Annotated in this window: 17 protein-coding genes; 8 read left to right on the forward strand and 9 right to left on the reverse strand. The window is 70.9% G+C overall.

The features are described 5' to 3' along the window. Window positions 1–23 precede the first annotated feature (23 nt). The 3 genes from OHS58_RS45395 to OHS58_RS45405 all read right to left on the reverse strand — a co-directional run bounded on the left by OHS58_RS45395 (window position 24) and on the right by OHS58_RS45405 (window position 4,310). The gene (locus tag OHS58_RS45395) at window positions 24–1,682 is read right to left on the reverse strand and encodes a GMC family oxidoreductase (RefSeq protein ID WP_328646385.1); all 1,659 of its coding nucleotides are present in this window, start codon (window positions 1,680–1,682) and stop codon (window positions 24–26) included. Continuing rightward, on the reverse strand, window positions 1,682–3,136 hold the full coding sequence (locus tag OHS58_RS45400; protein ID WP_328646386.1) for a flavin-containing monooxygenase: 1,455 nt from the start codon (window positions 3,134–3,136) through the stop codon (window positions 1,682–1,684). The genes OHS58_RS45395 and OHS58_RS45400 overlap by 1 nt, the downstream gene beginning before the upstream one ends. An 82-nt stretch (window positions 3,137–3,218) precedes the next feature. After that, window positions 3,219–4,310: a winged helix DNA-binding domain-containing protein gene (locus OHS58_RS45405; RefSeq protein WP_328646387.1), complete on the reverse strand. Its 1,092-nt coding sequence runs from the start codon at window positions 4,308–4,310 to the stop codon at window positions 3,219–3,221. Window positions 4,311–4,389: 79 nt separating this feature from the next. Between OHS58_RS45405 and OHS58_RS45410 the strand changes: the two genes are divergently transcribed. Beyond that, window positions 4,390–5,445 (forward strand): AraC family transcriptional regulator, encoded by a 1,056-nt coding sequence (locus tag OHS58_RS45410; protein WP_328646388.1) that lies wholly within the window; start codon window positions 4,390–4,392, stop codon window positions 5,443–5,445. On the opposite strand, the gene OHS58_RS45415 is transcribed toward OHS58_RS45410, so the two are convergent. Next, window positions 5,366–6,034: a TetR/AcrR family transcriptional regulator gene (locus OHS58_RS45415; protein ID WP_328646389.1), complete on the reverse strand. Its 669-nt coding sequence runs from the start codon at window positions 6,032–6,034 to the stop codon at window positions 5,366–5,368. The genes OHS58_RS45410 and OHS58_RS45415 overlap by 80 nt on opposite strands. A 194-nt stretch (window positions 6,035–6,228) precedes the next feature. On the opposite strand from OHS58_RS45415, the gene OHS58_RS45420 reads away from it, so the two are divergent. Beyond that, window positions 6,229–6,561 carry a hypothetical protein gene (locus OHS58_RS45420; protein WP_326946773.1) on the forward strand — a complete coding sequence of 111 codons (333 nt, stop codon included), beginning with the start codon at window positions 6,229–6,231 and terminating at the stop codon, window positions 6,559–6,561. A gap of 32 nt (window positions 6,562–6,593) precedes the next feature. Here OHS58_RS45420 and OHS58_RS45425 read toward each other — a convergent pair whose 3' ends face one another. From OHS58_RS45425 to paaI, 3 genes are read right to left on the reverse strand one after another with little or no spacing between them, the layout of a single operon-like run. Further along, window positions 6,594–7,184 (reverse strand): TetR/AcrR family transcriptional regulator, encoded by a 591-nt coding sequence (locus OHS58_RS45425; RefSeq protein ID WP_247061674.1) that lies wholly within the window; start codon window positions 7,182–7,184, stop codon window positions 6,594–6,596. After that, window positions 7,181–8,458: a phenylacetate--CoA ligase PaaK gene (gene paaK / locus OHS58_RS45430; RefSeq protein WP_326955521.1), complete on the reverse strand. Its 1,278-nt coding sequence runs from the start codon at window positions 8,456–8,458 to the stop codon at window positions 7,181–7,183. Before paaK ends, OHS58_RS45425 begins: the two co-directional genes overlap by 4 nt. Next, entirely contained in the window at window positions 8,455–8,850 is a 396-nt protein-coding gene (paaI, locus tag OHS58_RS45435) for a hydroxyphenylacetyl-CoA thioesterase PaaI (RefSeq protein WP_326959847.1), read from the reverse strand. Before paaI ends, paaK begins: the two co-directional genes overlap by 4 nt. A gap of 190 nt (window positions 8,851–9,040) precedes the next feature. Here paaI and paaZ point away from each other — a divergent pair, with 190 nt between their 5' ends. The 6 genes from paaZ to paaE all read left to right on the forward strand — a co-directional run bounded on the left by paaZ (window position 9,041) and on the right by paaE (window position 14,745). Next, the gene (paaZ, locus tag OHS58_RS45440) at window positions 9,041–11,071 is read left to right on the forward strand and encodes a phenylacetic acid degradation bifunctional protein PaaZ (RefSeq protein WP_328646390.1); all 2,031 of its coding nucleotides are present in this window, start codon (window positions 9,041–9,043) and stop codon (window positions 11,069–11,071) included. Further along, window positions 11,068–12,006: a 1,2-phenylacetyl-CoA epoxidase subunit PaaA gene (gene paaA / locus OHS58_RS45445; protein WP_326955519.1), complete on the forward strand. Its 939-nt coding sequence runs from the start codon at window positions 11,068–11,070 to the stop codon at window positions 12,004–12,006. The genes paaZ and paaA overlap by 4 nt, the downstream gene beginning before the upstream one ends. 86 nt (window positions 12,007–12,092) lie before the next feature. Then, window positions 12,093–12,359, forward strand: a complete 267-nt coding sequence (paaB, locus tag OHS58_RS45450) for a 1,2-phenylacetyl-CoA epoxidase subunit PaaB (protein WP_247064017.1) — start codon at window positions 12,093–12,095, stop codon at window positions 12,357–12,359. Then, complete coding sequence (gene paaC / locus OHS58_RS45455) at window positions 12,356–13,213, forward strand: 1,2-phenylacetyl-CoA epoxidase subunit PaaC (protein ID WP_328646391.1); 858 nt, start codon at window positions 12,356–12,358, stop codon at window positions 13,211–13,213. Before paaB ends, paaC begins: the two co-directional genes overlap by 4 nt. Further along, on the forward strand, window positions 13,207–13,695 hold the full coding sequence (gene paaD / locus OHS58_RS45460) for a 1,2-phenylacetyl-CoA epoxidase subunit PaaD (protein ID WP_326946779.1): 489 nt from the start codon (window positions 13,207–13,209) through the stop codon (window positions 13,693–13,695). Before paaC ends, paaD begins: the two co-directional genes overlap by 7 nt. Beyond that, the gene (gene paaE / locus OHS58_RS45465; protein ID WP_328646392.1) at window positions 13,696–14,745 is read left to right on the forward strand and encodes a 1,2-phenylacetyl-CoA epoxidase subunit PaaE; all 1,050 of its coding nucleotides are present in this window, start codon (window positions 13,696–13,698) and stop codon (window positions 14,743–14,745) included. Window positions 14,746–14,894: 149 nt separating this feature from the next. Here paaE and OHS58_RS45470 read toward each other — a convergent pair whose 3' ends face one another. Together OHS58_RS45470 and OHS58_RS45475 are read right to left on the reverse strand one after the other, a co-directional pair. Beyond that, the gene (locus OHS58_RS45470) at window positions 14,895–16,025 is read right to left on the reverse strand and encodes an adenylate/guanylate cyclase domain-containing protein (protein WP_326946781.1); all 1,131 of its coding nucleotides are present in this window, start codon (window positions 16,023–16,025) and stop codon (window positions 14,895–14,897) included. Between the two features lies 1 nt (window position 16,026). Beyond that, window positions 16,027–16,479, reverse strand: a complete 453-nt coding sequence (locus tag OHS58_RS45475) for a universal stress protein (protein ID WP_247061691.1) — start codon at window positions 16,477–16,479, stop codon at window positions 16,027–16,029. Between the last annotated feature and the right edge of the window lie 68 nt (window positions 16,480–16,547).

Genomic DNA, 16,547 nt, shown 5'->3' on the forward strand with positions numbered 1-16,547 from the left:
TCGCGGCACGGCGAACGCTCGGCTTACCGCGGCACCAGCGGCAGCCGCAGCGCGCCAGGCGCTTCCGCAGGTACCAACGGCTTCCGCGGCGCCACCGCCGTCACCCGCCGATATCCCGCGCCCAGCGAAGGGCGTGGGTCAGCCTCGCCGGCGTTCGGCCAGAAGGCCATTGCCCGCTCCGCCTGGGCCGTGATCGTCAAAGACGGGTTCACGCCCAGGTTCGCCGTGATCGCCGAGCCGTCGACGACGTGCAGGCCCGGGTAGCCGTACAGCCGCTGGTACGGGTCGACCACTCCGGTGGCCGGCGAGTCCCCGATCGCGCAGCCGCCGATGAAGTGGCCCGTGATCGGGATGTTCGCCAGGTCCGTCCACGCTCCCTGCGGGAGGCCGCCGATCTTCTCCGCCACCCGGCGCGTCACCTCGTGGCCCGCCGGGATCCACTCGGGACTAGGCGAGCCCGCGCCCTGCTTCGTCGTCATGCGGCGGCCGAACAGGCCGCGTTTCGTGTACGTCGTCACGGAATTGTCGAGCGTCTGCATCACCAGCAGCCCGATCATCCGCTCCGACCAGCGCCGCGGGTTGTGCAGCTTGACGACGTTCCGCCGCTGCCGCCACAGCTCGCGCGCCCCCAGCACCCAGCGCCGGCGCCCGGACTGAGCGTCCACCAGCACCGTCGTCATCAGGCCCATGAAGTTGCTGCCGCGCCCGTACCGCACCGGCTCCACGTGCGTCACCGCATCCGGGTGGATCGACGACGTGATCGCGACGCCGCGCGTGTAGTCCGTGTCGTCCCGAAGCGACCGCGCGGCCAGCACGGCCTCGGAGTTCGTCCGCGCCAGCAAGCCGAGACGCGGTGACAGATCAGGCAAAGTCCCGTTGTCCCGCAAGCGGTGCAGCAGCCGTTGCGTACCGAGGGACGCCGCCGAGAAGACCACTTGTGACGCGGTGAACGTCCGGCGAGCCCGACGTCCGGTGCGCACGGTGTCCACCGCGTAGCCGCCCTCGATCGGCCGGACGGAAACAGCCGTGGTCAGGGGATGCACCACCGCGCCCGCCTTTTCGGCCAGGTACAGGTAGTTCTTCACGGTCGTGTTCTTCGCGCCGACGCGGCAGCCCGTCATGCACTCGCCGCACAGCGTGCACTTCTGCCGGACCGGTCCCGCGCCGCCGAAGTACGGGTCCACTCCGGACTGTCCGAAGTAGACGCCGACGGGTGTGCGCCGGTAGGTGTGGCCGATGCCCATGTCCTCGGCCACCGAGCGCAGCACCCGGTCCGCGGCCGTCGTCGCCGGGTTTTCGACCACGCCGAGCATCCGCTTCGCCTGGTCGTAGTACGGCGCCAGCTCGTCCTTCCAGTCCGTGATGTGCGCCCACTGCGGGTCGGCGTAGAACTCGTCCGGCGGCTCGTACAGCGTGTTCGCGTACACCAGCGAACCGCCGCCGACGCCCGAACCGCTCATCACGAAGGTGTTCTTCAGCAGCGTCAGCCGCTGGATGCCGAAACACCCGAGCTTCGGCGCCCACAGGTACTTCCGCAGCCGCCACGACGTCTTCGCGAACTCGTCGTCGGCGAACCGGCGGCCGGTCTCCAGCACGCCGACGCGGTAGCCCTTCTCGGTCAGCCGCAACGCCGTGACGCTGCCGCCGAACCCCGACCCGATCACCAGGACGTCGTAGTCCATCACGCCACCCGGTAGTCGGCGACGTCGAACCGCTTGGTCCGGCGGTCGTACTCGGTGACCAGGCCCGGCCAGTTGGTCGTCACCCGGCCGTCGGCCTGGCGGTACCAGCTCGTGCACGCGCTCCACACGCTCCGGCCCAGCCGCGCCTGCACCTCGTCGTCGTAGCGCTGTTCGACCTCCGGCAGCACGTCCAGCGTGGACACTTCGGGACGGGCCAACCGTTCTACAGCCTGACGGATGTACCGCGCCTGGCGTTCGAGCATGTAGATGATGGAGCCGGCGCCGAGGTTGGTGTTCGGCCCGTAGACGCAGAACAGGTTGGGGAAGCCGGGCACGGAGATCCCGAGGTAGGCCCGTGCGCCGCCGGACCACGCGTCCTCGAGCGTCCGGCCGCCGAGTCCGCGCACCTCGATCCGGCCGAGGAAGTCGGTCGCGGCGAAGCCGGTGCCGTAGACGATGACGTCCGCCTCGTGCTCGACGCCGTCCTCGGTCCGGACGCCCTTCTCGGTGATCTCGCTGATCCGCGCCGTCTCGACGTCGACGTTCGGCTGCGCGAGCGCGGGCAGGTAGTCGTTGGTGAAGAGGATCCGCTTGCAGCCCAGCGGGTAGCTCGGCTTCAGCTTCGCGCGCAGCTCCGGGTCCTCGATGTGCCGGCGGCGCAGCTGCGCGGTCCGCAGTTCGAACATCTTCGCCAGCACGGGGTGGCGCGTCATCGCGTACGTCGCGTACTCGGCGAGCAGGAAGATCCGCAGCCGGCCGAGCAGCTGCGTCGGCGGCAGGTGCTCGAACAGCCAGTGCTGCCAGCCGCGGTAGGTCGGGTCGGACTTCGCCATGACGTACGGCGGCGTCCGCTGGAAGACGGTCACCCGGTCGGCGTGCTTCCGCACCTCGGGGACGAACTGGACGGCGCTGGCCCCGGTCCCGATGACGGCGACGCGCTTCCCGCGCAGGTCGACGTCGTGGTCCCAGCGCGCCGAGTGGAAGGCGGCTCCCGCGAACCGGTCCCGCCCGGGGATGGTGGGCAGGACCGGCCGCGACAGCTGCCCGACGGCCGGCACGAAGACGTCGGCCGTGTAGGTGTCGCCACTCTTGGTCGCGACGCGCCAGACGCCGTCGTCGAACACGGCCTCGGTGACCTCGGCGCCGTACCGGATGTGCGGCTCGAGGCCGTACTTCGTGATGACACCCCGCAGGTAGGCCAGGATGTCCGGCTGGTGCGAGAACCGCTTCGGCCAGCGCGGGTTCGGCTCGAACGAGTAGGAGTACAGCGGCGAGGGGATGTCGCAGGCGGCGCCCGGGTAGGTGTTGTCCCGCCAGACGCCCCCGGGCCCGGCCGCGCTCTCCAGGATCGTGAAGTCGGAGAACCCGGCACGCTTGAGCTCGATCGCCGTGCCGATGCCGCCGAACCCGGTGCCTGCGATCAGCACCGACGGCCCCTTCGCCGAACCAGTCATGCTGAAGAAAGCTACCCACCCGGAGCCTGTGACAACAGGACACGAGCGGTCACGCGATCGAGATTTCCGGCCACGGCGCCGCTCAGGCCAGCACCCGGACGTCGTGGGTCGCCGCGCCCGGCTCCGCCCAGCTCAGCAGCCGCGCCGCCGCGCTCTCCAGCGCCTCCAGGTCCCGCTTCGGCAGCTTCTCGAACGGCGTCAGCTCCACCGCCGCCGCCTTGCGGTCTTTCCGGAGTTCCCAGAACCCGCGCAAGTACCCACCCGTCATGAGCGTCCCCTTGACCAGGCCGTTCTGCGTGATGACGCGCTTGCGGTGCTCGTCGCCGATCACCCGGGTGCGGTCGGCGTACGACAGGATCGTCTGGTCGAACGGCCCCAGCAGCCGCGGCGGCGCCGGGACGTCCTCGTCCGGCACGGACAGCTCCGGCAGGTCCAGCAGCTCGCGGCCGTCCGGGTCGCGGTAGCGGCGCAGGTCCATCTCCGCCGTGACCTCGCCCAGCCGGGTGATGCCGGCCCACGTCTGGACGTCCGCCACCGACGCCGGGCCGAACGCGCGCAGGTACCGCGCGATCAGCGCGGCGGGCGACGGCGGGGGCAGCGGCGCGCCGACCCACTCGTCCAGGCAGGCGTACGTCGTCTGGCCGGCCTTGCCCCAGATCGCCCGCGGCGGGACCTGCACCAGCGGCAGCCGGCCGCGGGCCAGGTGGGTGAGGGACGCCGTCGGGACGTCCGGCCACCGCCGCGCCAGCTCGGCGCCCAGCGCGGTGCTCGACAGCGGCGCGTCGAGCAGCAGCTCCCGCGCGGCCGCGGCGACGACGTCGTGGTCCAGCCCGGTCAGCGCCTGCGCGTGCAGGGTGTTCTGCTTGAGGTCGCGGTCGTAGAGCACCTGCACCGCCGGCCGCCACGCCAGCGCGTCCGCCGCGGTCACCAGGTGGACCGTGCCGCGCATCAGCGCGATCCGGACGACCCGGCGGCTCTCCAGCAGCTCCGCCAGGTCCGCCGGCTGGAAGCCGTGCAGGCGTGCCCACAGCGCGTAGTACGGCGGGAACGGCGCCTGCGCCTGCAGCCCGGCCAGGTGCGCCACCGCGTCGAAGGCGGACAGCTTCGCGCGGCGCAGCAGTAGCTGGCGCTCCAGCGTCGCGCGGTTCAGCGCCCGTCGGCTCAACGTCGTCACAGCGCCAGCCTAACGATCACCCCGGACAGTTCCGGTCCTCGATTCGCTCCCTCGCCGGGCGTGATCCATACTTCCGGCCATGGCCGAGTTCGCCGCCCCCGCCGTCGGGGACTGGGACTTCCCGCGCGGCACCGCGAGCATCGAGCTGATGACCCGCTTCGCCGCCGACCGCGGCCTGGCCGCCGGCCGGCTCCTCGCGGCGACGTCGTTGTCCGCGGACCTGCTCGCCGACCCGGCGGCCCAGGTCGACGCGCGACAGGAGCTGGCCGTCGTCCGCGCGCTGGCCGCGTTGGACGGTTCGGACGCGACGGCCCTCGAGCTCGGGCGCCGTTACCGCGTCACCACCTTCGGCATCTTCGGGTTCGCCTGCATCAGCAGCCCCACGCTGCGGGACGCGATGCTGCTGGCACTGCGCTACTTCGACCTCAGCTTCGCGTTCTGCATCCCGAACGTCGTGGCCGACGGCGACCGCATCGCCATCGAGCTCGACAACAGCCGCGTGCCCGCCGACGTCGCCCGGTTCCTGGTGCTGCGGGACCTGTCCGCGATCTTCGCCGTGATGCGCGACCTGCTGCCCGAGATCGCGCTGGACGACCTGAGCTTCCGCCACGAAGCGTCCACAGTGGACGCTTACCGGACGGCGTTCGGCGTCGAGCCCCGGTTCGGCGCCGACGCCTGCCGCGCCACCCTCGACCCGGCGTTCCTCACGCTGCCGTTGCCGCAGGCCAACGAGCAGACCGTCGCGCTCTGCGCCGCGCAGTGCGAGGCCCTCGTCGCCCGCCGGCGGCAGCGGTCCGGGATCTCCCAGCAGGTGCGCGAACGCCTGGTGCGGCTCGGCGGCGTCGACGCCGGGATGGACGAGATCGCCCGCCAGCTCACGCTCAGCACGCGCACGCTGCGGCGGCGCCTGGCCGAGGCCGGCACCAACTACCGCGCGCTGGTCGACGAAGTCCGCCAGGCGCTGGCCGAAGAGCTGCTCGACACCGGCGTGCTGTCCGTCGAGGACGTCGCGTACCGGCTCGGGTACGCCGAGGCGTCGAGCTTCATCTACGCGTTCAAGCGCTGGACCGGGATGACGCCCGCCGCGTTCGCCCGGCGCTTCCGCGCTGCTCGGCAAGCACCGCCGGGTAGGTGATTTTCAGCAGGTTGAGGATCGAATCGGTGAGGAACGTACGCAGCGCCGTCCGGTCCAGAGTGCCGCGGATGAGCCATTCCCGCGACGCCGCCCGCAGCATCCCGCCGAACGAGCGGATCATCGCGCGCAGCTCTTCGCGGCCTTCGGTCACGTCCGTCATCAGCGCGGCTTCGAGCACGCGGTCGGCGGCGATCTCGTCCGCCTCCAGCATGATCCGCTCGATCTCCGGGTCGCGGCCCGCCGACTCCGGCCCGATCACGGTCAGCCAGGCGTCCCGGTTGCGGTCCACGACGTCGATCCAGCGCTCGACGCCGATCGCCAGCCGCTGCTCCATCGTGGTGTCCGGCAGCGCCTCGGTGACCGGCGCGGGCACGATCATCAGCTGCCGCACCACTTCCAGGTACAGCTCGCGCTTCCCGCCGAAGTAGTGGTTGATCAGCGGGCGCGCCACCCCGGCCGCGGCGGCGATGTCCGAAGTGGACACCGAAGCGTAGCTGCCCGCGCCGAACAGGTGCCGCGCGGCCGCGAGGATCTCGGCGCGCCGCTCGGCGGGCTCGAGCCGCCGACGGGGCCGCGTTCCGCTGGTCATCCGCTCAGCCTCGCCGGGGAGCGGCACGCTGTCAACAAGTAATTGACTTCACGTCAAGAGAGTGACTCCGGTGGCGGGCAACCGAAGTCGCGCGTCAGCCGCTGCCGTTACGGAACCGGAACAACCCGCCGGTAACTTCCCGGCGTCCGGACACGACGAGACGGCAGGGGGTCCGTGTGCCGGGGGAGGAGCAGATGATCGAAGACGACGCGCCGATCCGGCCGGCGGGACGCTGGGTGAGCGTCCGCCTGCAGCATCGTCACGTCAGCTTCGACGACGCCTTCGAACCGGACGAACCGCTCCCGGACGGCGATTGCGCCGACGAAGAGTCCTTGTCGTACTCCGGAATCGTGATCACCAGTTTCGACCAGGGGTCGAAAGTGGCCGAGCGCTGGATCCCGCTCGGCGTCGACCCTTCCGAATCGGACGACGAAGAACTCATCGAGCAGCTGCGCGATGCCCTTCTCTGGCAAGCGGGGCGACCGCCCCAGGAAGCCTCCGGCGATGACCTGCCGCGGCCCTCGTGAGTGGTAATGCGGGTTAGAACCCGCATTACCACTCACGAGGGCGTGCGCAGGCCTTCGAACGCCACCTTGCACACCGCGTCGGCCACTTCCGCCGCCGAGCCGCGCCGGGGCCGGTACCACTCGATCAGCGAGTTGACCATGCCGAAGATCAGCCGTGCGATGACCGCCGGGTCGACGTCCGGGCGGATGTCACCCTCGGCTTCGGCCTGCTTCACCAGGTCCGTCACCAGGAGGTCGAATTCGCGCCGGCGAGCGAGCGCGGCGCGTTCCACCTTCGTGTTGCCGCGGACACGCAGCAGCAGCGTGACGAACGGCAGCCGGTCGGCCAGCACCAGCACGCTGCCGCGCACCAGGTGCTCCAGCCGGTCGACCGCCCGCCCGTCGAGCCGGGCCGTCTCCTCGGCGACGGCGAACAACCCGTCCAGGGCCCGGTCGACCGACAGCCGCAGCAGCTCTTCCTTGCTGGGCACGTGGTGGTAAATCGCCGACTTCGTGATGCCGAGCTTGCGGGAGAGGTCCTCCATGCTCGTGCCGTCGTAACCGCGCTCGTTGAACAGCTTCACCGCCACCTGCAGCAGCGATTCGAGGTCGTAGCCGGGACGTCCGCGCCGGGGCGCCGTCACGGCTTCTCCCGCTGGTCCACGATGCGCCGCATCTTGCCCATCGAGCGCTCCAGGGTGTCCGGGTCGACGACGTCCACCGACACCGTCACGCCGACGCCGTCCTTCACGCCGGTCACCAGCTCGGCGGCGGCGCGCACCCGGTCCTCGGCGACGGCGTCGTGGCGCGCCTCGACCAGCACCGTGAGGTGGTCGAGCCGCCCGCGCGTCGACCGGACGAGCTGGAAGTGCGGGCTGAGGGAAGCCGTGCGCAGCACGATCTCCTCGATCTGCGTCGGGAAGACGTTGACGCCGCGCAGGATGATCAGGTCGTCGGTGCGGCCGGTGACCTTGTCCATCCGCCGGAACGCCGGGCGCGCGGTGCCCGGGTTCAGCGCGGTCAGGTCACGCGTGCGGTAGCGGATGATCGGCAGCGCCTGCTTGGTCAGCGACGTGAACACCAGCTCGCCGGTCTCGCCGCCGCCCAGCACGTGCTCGTCGAAGGGGTCGATCACCTCGGGGAAGAAGTGGTCCTCCCAGATGTGCAGGCCGTCCTTCGTCTCGACGCACTCCTGCGCGACGCCGGGGCCCATCACCTCGGACAGCCCGTAGATGTCGACGGCGTCGATCGCGAACCGCTCTTCGATCTCCGCGCGCATCTGCTCGGTCCACGGCTCGGCGCCGAAGATCCCGACCTGCAGGGAACTTTCCCGCGGGTCGACGCCCTGGCGCTCGAACTCGTCGAGCAGCGTCAGCATGTACGACGGCGTCACCATGATGATCTCGGGCCGGAAGTCGGTGATCAGCTGCACCTGCCGCGCTGTCATGCCGCCGGACGCCGGGATCACCGTGCAGCCCAGCTTTTCCGCGCCGTAGTGCGCGCCGAGACCGCCGGTGAACAGGCCGTAGCCGTACGCGTTGTGCAGCTTGTGGCCCGGCCGCCCGCCCGCCGCGTGGATCGACCGGGCCATCACCGTGGCCCAGGTGTCGATGTCCTGCTCGGTGTAGCCGACGACGGTCGCCTTGCCGGTCGTGCCGCTGGAGGCGTGGATGCGCCGCACCTGGTCCTGCGGCACGGCGAACATCCCGAACGGGTAGTTCTCGCGCAGGTCCTGCTTGGTGGTGAACGGGAACTTCGCCAGGTCGGCGAGCTCTTTGCAGTCGTCCGGGTGCACACCCGCGTCGTCGAACTTCTTCGTGTACGCGGGCACGTTCGCGTAGGCGTGCCGGAGTGTCCACTGCAGACGCTCGAGCTGCAGCGCGGCCAGCTCGTCGGCGGAGATGTTCGCCTCGATCATGCTTCTTCCCGTTTCCCGGAGATGACGCGGCTGCGGCCGCGGAATTCGGCGACGGTTTCCGGTCCCGCGGGGGTCTCCCGGTGCACGGTGACGTCGTAGATGCCGTTGCGGCCGTAGCGGGTGCGCTCGGTGGCCGTCGCGACGAGGTGGTCGCCGAGCCGGCCGGCGGCGACGAAGGAGATCTCCGCGCCCGCGGCGACGGTGACCGGGCCGTGGGTGTTGCAGGCGCAAGCGAAGGCGGTGTCGGCGAGCAGGAAGACGTACCCGCCGTGGGCGATGTCGTGCCCGTTGACCATCGACGCGGTGATCGTCATGGTCGCGACCGCGCGCCCGTCACCCGCTTCGACGAGGTCGATGCCCAGCGCGCGGGACGCCTCGTCGGCGGCGAACATGGTGTGCGCGGCGTTGGTCAATGCACCCCTCCGTTGACTGACCGAATGGACGGTCATCCGGTGGTGCGCCTCAGTAAAGGCAGAGGTCCGGGCCGGTGTCAAGCGCCGGGGCCTTCCGATCTCGGCGGCCAGCGGCTACGATGGAATTACTGAACGTCCGGTAGGTAATTCGGTGGAGAGGTCGGACTCGATGGGTTTGCTGCGCAGCTACGTCTCGGGCGAGTGGCACACGGCGGCGGAAGACGGTGTTCCGCTGCACGACGCCACGACCGGCGAGGAGGTCGCCCGGGTCTCCTCGGCGGGCGTCGACTTCGCGGGCGCGCTCGAGTACGGCCGGCGGGTCGGCGGCCCGGCGCTGCGCGAGCTGACGTTCCACCAGCGGTCGGCGCTGCTCAAGGCGCTGGCCTCGCACCTGCGCGAGCACCGCGAGGAGCTGTACGCACTCTCCGCGAAGACCGGCTCCACGCTGGGTGACTCCAAGTTCGACATCGACGGCGGCATCGGCGTCCTGTTCAGCTACGCCTCCAAGGGCAAGCGCGAGCTGCCGAACGCCACCGTCTACGTCGAGGGTGCCGTCGAGCCGCTGAGCAAGGGCGGCACCTTCGTCGCCCAGCACATCGCCACCCCGCTGCGGGGCGTCGACGTCCAGATCAACGCGTTCAACTTCCCGGTCTGGGGTCCGCTGGAGAAGTTCGCCCCCGCGTTCCTCGCGGGTGTCCCGAGCCTGGTCAAGCCCGCGAGCCAGACGGCCTACCTGACCGCCCGGCTGGTCGAGCTGATCGTCGAGTCGGGCATCCTGCCGGAGGGCTCGCTGCAGTTCGTCGCCGGCAGCGTCGGCGATCTGCTCGACCACGTGACCGCGCAGGACCTGGTGTCGTTCACCGGCTCGGCGTCCACCGCGCAGAAGCTGCGCGCGCACCCGGCGATCATCCGCAACGCCGTCCGCTTCAACGCCGAGGCCGACTCGCTGAACTGCTCGATCCTCGGCCCGGACGCGCGGCCCGGCACCACCGAGTTCGACCTCTACGTCAAGCAGCTGACCTCGGAGATGACGGTCAAGGCGGGCCAGAAGTGCACGGCCATCCGCCGCGCGTTCGTCCCGGCCGAGCTGCTCGACGACGTCGCCGCGGCGACGTCCGCTCGGCTCGCGAAGGTGACGGTCGGCAACCCGACCGCCGAGGGCGTCCGGATGGGCGCGCTGGCCAGCCTGGAGCAGCGCGAAGAGGTCCGGCGCTCGCTCAAGGCCCTGCTCGACGCCGGCAGCATCGTGTTCGGCGACCCGGAGAAGGTCGACGTCGTCGACGCCGACGCCGAGCGCGGCGCGTTCCTCTCGCCGGTGCTGCTCAAGGCCGACCCGGAGCGCTCCGAGCCGCACGAGGTCGAGGCGTTCGGCCCGGTCTCGACGCTGCTGCCCTACACCTCCACCGAGCAGGTCATCGAGCTGGCGGCGCGCGGCGGCGGCAGCCTGGCCGGCTCGATCGTCAGCGCCGACAAGGAGTTCGTCCGCGAGGTCGTCCTCGGCGCGGCGGCCTACCACGGCCGCCTGCTGGTCCTGGACGCCGACGACGCCAAGGAGTCGACCGGCCACGGCTCGCCGATGCCGCAGCTGGTGCACGGCGGCCCCGGCCGCGCGGGCGGCGGCGAGGAAATGGGCGGGATCCGCGGCGTGCTGCACCACATGCAGCGCACGGCCGTGCAGGGCTCGCCGGCGGTGCTCACCGCGGTGACCGGCCGCTGGGTCGCCGGCGCGCCGCGCACCGAGAGCGACGTCCACCCGTTCCGCAAGTCCCTGACCGAGCTGCGCATCGGCGACTCCGTCGTCGCCGGGCCACGCACGGTCCTGCAGTCCGACGTCGACCACTTCGCCGAGTTCACCGGCGACACGTTCTACGCGCACACCGATCCCGCGGCCGCGGCCGCGAACCCGCTGTTCGGCGGGATCGTCGCGCACGGCTACCTGGTCGTCTCGTTCGCGGCGGGGTTGTTCGTCTCACCCGAGCCCGGCCCGGTCCTGGCCAACTACGGCCTGGAGAACCTGCGGTTCCTGACGCCGGTGAAGGTGGACGACGCGCTGACCGTGACGCTCACCGCCAAGCAGATCACGCCGCGCATCGACCAGGAGTACGGCGAGGTCCACTGGGACGCCGACGTGACCAACCAGGACGGCGACTCGGTCGCGAAGTACGACGTCCTGACCCTCGTGTCGAAGGAGCAGCCGTGACAGCGGTAGCCGAAAACCTCGAAGAGCTCTTCGAGCACACCATCGAGCGCGACCAGCGCATCGAGCCGCGCGACTGGGTGCCCGAGGGCTACCGCAAGACGATGATCCGGCAGATCGCGCAGCACGCGCACTCCGAGATCATCGGCATGCAGCCCGAAGGCAACTGGATCACGCGCGCGCCGTCGTTGCGGCGCAAGGCGATCCTGCTCGCCAAGGTGCAGGACGAGGCCGGCCACGGGCTCTACCTGTACTCGGCCGCGGCGACGCTGGGCGCCGACCGCGCGGACCTGACCGACAAGCTGATCACCGGCAAGCAGAAGTACTCGTCGATCTTCAACTACCCGACGCTGACCTTCGCCGACGTCGGCGTGATCGGCTGGCTGGTCGACGGCGCGGCGATCTGCAACCAGGTGCCGCTGTGCCGCAGCTCGTACGGGCCGTACGCGCGGGCGATGATCCGCATCTGCAAGGAGGAGTCCTTCCACCAGCGGCAGGGGTACGAGCTGCTGATGACGATGATGAAGGGCACCCAGCAGCAGCGGGACATGGTCCAGGAGGCCGTGAACCGCTGGTGGTGGCCGTCGCTGATGATGTTCGGGCCGCCGGACGCCGACTCGCCGAACACCGCGCAGTCGATGGCGTGGAAGGTCAAGCGCCACACCAACGACGAGCTGCGGCAGCGCTTCGTCGACATGTCGGTGCCGCAGGCTTCCGCGCTCGGCGTGACGTTCCCGGACCCTGCGTTGAAGTGGAATTCGGAACGCGAGCACTACGACTTCGGCGCCGTGGACTGGGACGAGTTCAAGAACGTGTTGAAGGGCAACGGCCCGTGCAACGCGTCGCGCGTCGCGCACCGGCGTCGCGCGCACGACGACGGCGCGTGGGTTCGCGAGGCCGCCGTGGCGCACGCGGCGAAGAAAGAGGAGCGCAAGTGAGCGACCTGACTGCCGAAGGCGGCCACGGGGCCGTCCCGCTCGAGGGCGTTCCCGCCGCGCCCGGGCCGGTCAAGCACGACTGGCCGTTGTACGAGGTGTTCGTCCGGGGCAAGCGCGGGCTGAACCACGTGCACGTCGGCTCGCTGCACGCGGCCGACGACGAGATGGCGCTGCACCACGCGCGTGACCTGTACACGCGGCGCAACGAAGGCGTGTCGATCTGGGTCGTGCGCGCCTCCGACATCACGGCGTCGTCGCCGGACGAGAAGGACCCGTTCTTCGCGCCGAGCGGCGACAAGGTCTACCGGCACCCGACGTTCTACGACATCCCCGAGGAGGTGCCGCACATATGAGCTTCGACAACGTCTACGAGTCGCTGACCGAGGAGAACGACGCCCGCTGGGCGTTCGGCACCGGCTTCGAGGACCCGCTGTCCGGTGTGGACACTTCGGTGCCGTCCGGTGTGGATGGTGCCCAGCTCGCGGCGTACTGCCTGATGCTGGGCGACGACGCGCTGATCTTCTCCCACCGGCTGCAGGAGTGGTGCACGAACGCACCCGAGCTGGAGGACGAGGTCGCGATCGCGAACATCGGCCTCGACCTGCTCGGCCAGGCGCGGCTGCTGCTGGCTCGCGCCGGCAAAGCCGACGGCTCTTCGCGCTCGGAAGACTCGTTCGCGTTCGACCGCGTCGAGCGCGAGTTCCGCAACGTCCGGCTCGCGGAGCTGGGCGGCGGGCACTTCGGGCACCTGATCGCGCGGCTGTTCGTGTTCTCGACGTGGCGGCTGGCCTTGCTGCAGCGCCTGGTGTCGTCGGTGGACCCCGTGCTCGCGGCGATCGCGGACAAGGGCGTCAAGGAAGTCGCCTACCACCGCGACTACGCGGCGCAGTGGCTGGTCCGGCTCGGCGACGGCACGCCGCTGTCGCACGAGCGGATGCAGGAGGGGCTCGACGCGGTGTGGCCGTACATCGGCGAGCTGTTCCGGACGCACCCGCTGGAACTGGTGGACGCGGCTTCGCTGCGGCCCGAGTTCGATGCGGTGCTGGACCAGGTGCTTTTGGCGTCGACCCTGAGGCGGCCGTCGTCCGGTGACATCGCCGGCGTCTCGGGCCGGACGGGCCGCGACGGCGTCCACACCGAACAGCTGGGACTCCTGCTGGCCGAGCTGCAGAGCGTGGCCCGGGCGATGCCGGACGCGAAATGGTGACCGCCACCGCGGTGGCATCGACCGTCACCGACCCCGAGCTGCCGATGCTGACGCTGGCCGACCTGGGCGTGCTGCGCTCGGTGTCCGAAGTGGACGGTCGGGTCGTCGTCGCGATCACGCCGACGTACACCGGCTGCCCGGCCATGGACACCATGCGCGACGACCTGGAGCACGCGCTGCTCGGCGCGGGCTACGCGGACGTCGAGATCCGGACGCAGCTGGCGCCGTCGTGGACGTCGGACTGGATCACGTCGGAAGGCCGTCGCAAGCTGGCCGAGGCGGGGATCGCGCCGCCGGGCGCGGCGCCGCGGCGGTCGGGCCCGATCCCGCTGACGCTGTCGGCGCCGGTGTCGTCGGTGCCGTGCCCGCTGTGCGGGTCCGCGGACACGGAGGAGCAGTCCCGCTTCGGCGCGACGGCGTGCAAGGCGCTGCGGCGCTGCCGGTCGTGCCAGGAGCCCTTCGAGCACGTCAAGGAGATCTAGGTGGCGTTTCACCCCTTGAAGGTCGCGGGCATCGCGCGCTTGTGCGACGACGCCGTCGCCGTGACGTTCGACGTGCCCCCTTCGCTGGCCTCGGACTTCGACTTCAAACCGGGCCAGTCGCTGACGCTGCGCCGCTCGGTGGACGGCCGCGATGAGCGCCGTTCGTACTCGATCTGCGCGGCGGCGGGCAAGGCGCCGCGAGTGGGCGTCCGCCTGGTCCCGGGCGGCTTGTTCTCGTCGTGGCTGCTGAACGACGTCCGCGCGGGCGACACGATCGAGGTCGCCCCGCCCACGGGTTCGTTCACGCCGGACCTGACGCAGGGCGGCCACCACGTCCTGATCGCGGCGGGCTCGGGCATCACGCCGGTGCTGTCGATCGTGTCGTCGCTGCTGGCCACCCCGGACGCGACGGTGACGGTGCTGTACGGCAACCGCCGCACGGACACGGTGATGTTCGCGGACGAGCTGGCGGACCTGAAGGACCGCGCACCGTCCCGCTTGGAGCTGATCCACGTCCTGTCCCGCGAGCCCCGCGAGGCAGAGCTGTTCACCGGCCGCCTGGACGTCCCGAAGCTGCGGCAGCTGTTCTCCTCGCTGGTCCCGGTGTCCGAAGTGGACCACTGGTGGCTGTGCGGCCCGTTCGAGATGGTGACGGGCGCACAGGAGCTGCTGACATCGCTTGACGTGCCGCGCGCACGAATCCACCAGGAACTGTTCTACGTGGACACCCCGCCGGAGCCGGTCGCGCACGTGGACCCCGAGGTCGCCGGAGAATCCTCGGAAGTCCGGGTGGTCCTGGACAGCCGCGCTTCGACGATGACACTGCCCAGGACGTCCTCGGTCCTGGACGGCGCCCAGCGCTACCGCCCGGACTTGCCGTTCGCCTGCAAGGGCGGCGTGTGCGGCACCTGCCGAGCGCGAGTCACGGAGGGCAAGGTGGACCTGCGCCGCAACTTCGCCCTGGAGGAGGCCGAGGTAGCGGCGGGTTTCGTCCTGACGTGCCAGTCATACCCGGTCTCGGAGACAGTCACAGTGGACTACGACGCCTGAGACCTGTGTTGTCCACAGGCACGCTCACTTGTGGGCAACTCGGCCCTTCAGACCCGTTTCCCCGGGTCCGGACGGTGGTCGCCACTAGACTGGACCTGGGGACGCCCCCCTGGGAGCGGTGGGGGAGTTTCGGCTGGTGGTGAGGTGTGTCAGAGCATGCGCCGGCGGCGACGGCGGCGTGAGCGGGGCGTCTCGGCGGTGTCCTCGCCGACAAGCGCGGTCTCGTCTTCCGCGGTCTTCGGCTCCGTGAGGCCCAGCATCTCCGCCGCCAGCTGTTGTGAGCTTGCGAAGGCGCCCGTCGGGACCTTTGGCGCGCGGCGCAGCGCCGAGGGGCGGAGGCGGTTGTAGCCGCGGACCGTCACCGGGCGGCGCTGGCGCAGCTCGTACGCCGGTTCCTCCGCCAGCTCGGTCGCCAGCTCGCGGTCGATCAGGATCGTGCCCGGGCGGGCCACCGACGTCAGGCGGGCCGCCAGGTTGACCACCGAGCCGTAGACGTCGCCGAAGCGGTTCAAGACGCGGCCGGACGCCATGCCCGCGCGGACCGCCGGGATGCTCTCGTCCGCCGAGGTGCGCTCGGACAACGCCAGCGCGATCTCCGCCGCGGCCACCGCCGAGTCGGCGACGAACAGGACCTCGTCGCCGATCATCTTCACCACGCGGCCGTGGTGCTCGGCGATCGTCTCCGTCGCCAGCAGCTCGAACACGTCGAGCACGCGGCTCAGCTCGTCCTCGTCGATCTGGCGCGTCAGGCGCGTGTAGCCGACCATGTCGACGAACCCGACCACCTGGGTGCGCGTCTCGAGGTTCTCGTCCGGCGCCGCGAACGCCCGGCCGGCGTACGCCGCCAGGTGCCGGCGCCAGACGAAGTTCTGCACCTGCTCGAGCTCCGGCAGCAGCCGGTCGACGAGCCGGGCCACCTGGCGCTCGCTGCGCCCCAGCTCCGGCTGCTCCTTGATCAGCTCGAACAGCATGTCGACCTGCCACTCGGCCAGCCGCGACAGGTGCTGGCCGAGCGCGCGCGTCACCGCCACCTCGATGCTCGGGTCGATCAGGCCCGACCGCACCAGCTGATCCGCCGTCCGCATGGCCTCGACGTCGGCGTCGGTGAAGACCACCTCGTCGTCGGGGACGGTCGCGAACCCCAGCGCACGCCAAAGCCGGCGCGACCGATCGTCGGGCACGCCGGCCTTCTCGGCCACTTCGAGCCGGGTGTACTTCCGCCGGCCGCCGAGCAGGATCCGCTCGAGCCGCTGCTGAAGCCCTTCGCCCGAATCGGTCACGTCAGGTCGTGTGGACGATCAGCACGTCCACACCGGACTTGCGCGCCACCTCCGACGGCACCGAGCCCAGGATCCGGCCCGCGATCGTGTTCAGCCCGCGGTTGCCGACGACCAGCAGGTCCGCCTCACGCTCGTGGACGACCTTGCGCAGCGATTCGACCGGGTCGCCCTTCACCGCGACCGTGTCGATCTTCTCCGCGCCGGCGCGGACCGCCCGGTCGCGCGCGGACTGCAGGGTGTCCTCGGCCGGCGCCGAGCCGACGACCTGGTAAGCCTCGTCACCCAGGACGTCCTGGGCCTTGTCGACGTCGGTCTTGCTGGCCGGGTAGAACGCGCACGTGATGACGAGCGTCGCCCCCGCGTCGCCGGCCACCGCCGCCGCGCGGTCCACCGCCGCGAACGAAGACTCCGAGCCGTCCGTGCCCACCACCACGGTCCGATATGCCGCACCCATGCGCAAAACCTCCACGTGATCCCGCGTGAGCAGGGACGATGACGGTCGGCGTCGACCGCGCGGGCTCG

This window comes from Amycolatopsis sp. NBC_00348, from assembly GCF_036114655.1.
In the GTDB taxonomy this organism is placed as follows: domain Bacteria; phylum Actinomycetota; class Actinomycetes; order Mycobacteriales; family Pseudonocardiaceae; genus Amycolatopsis.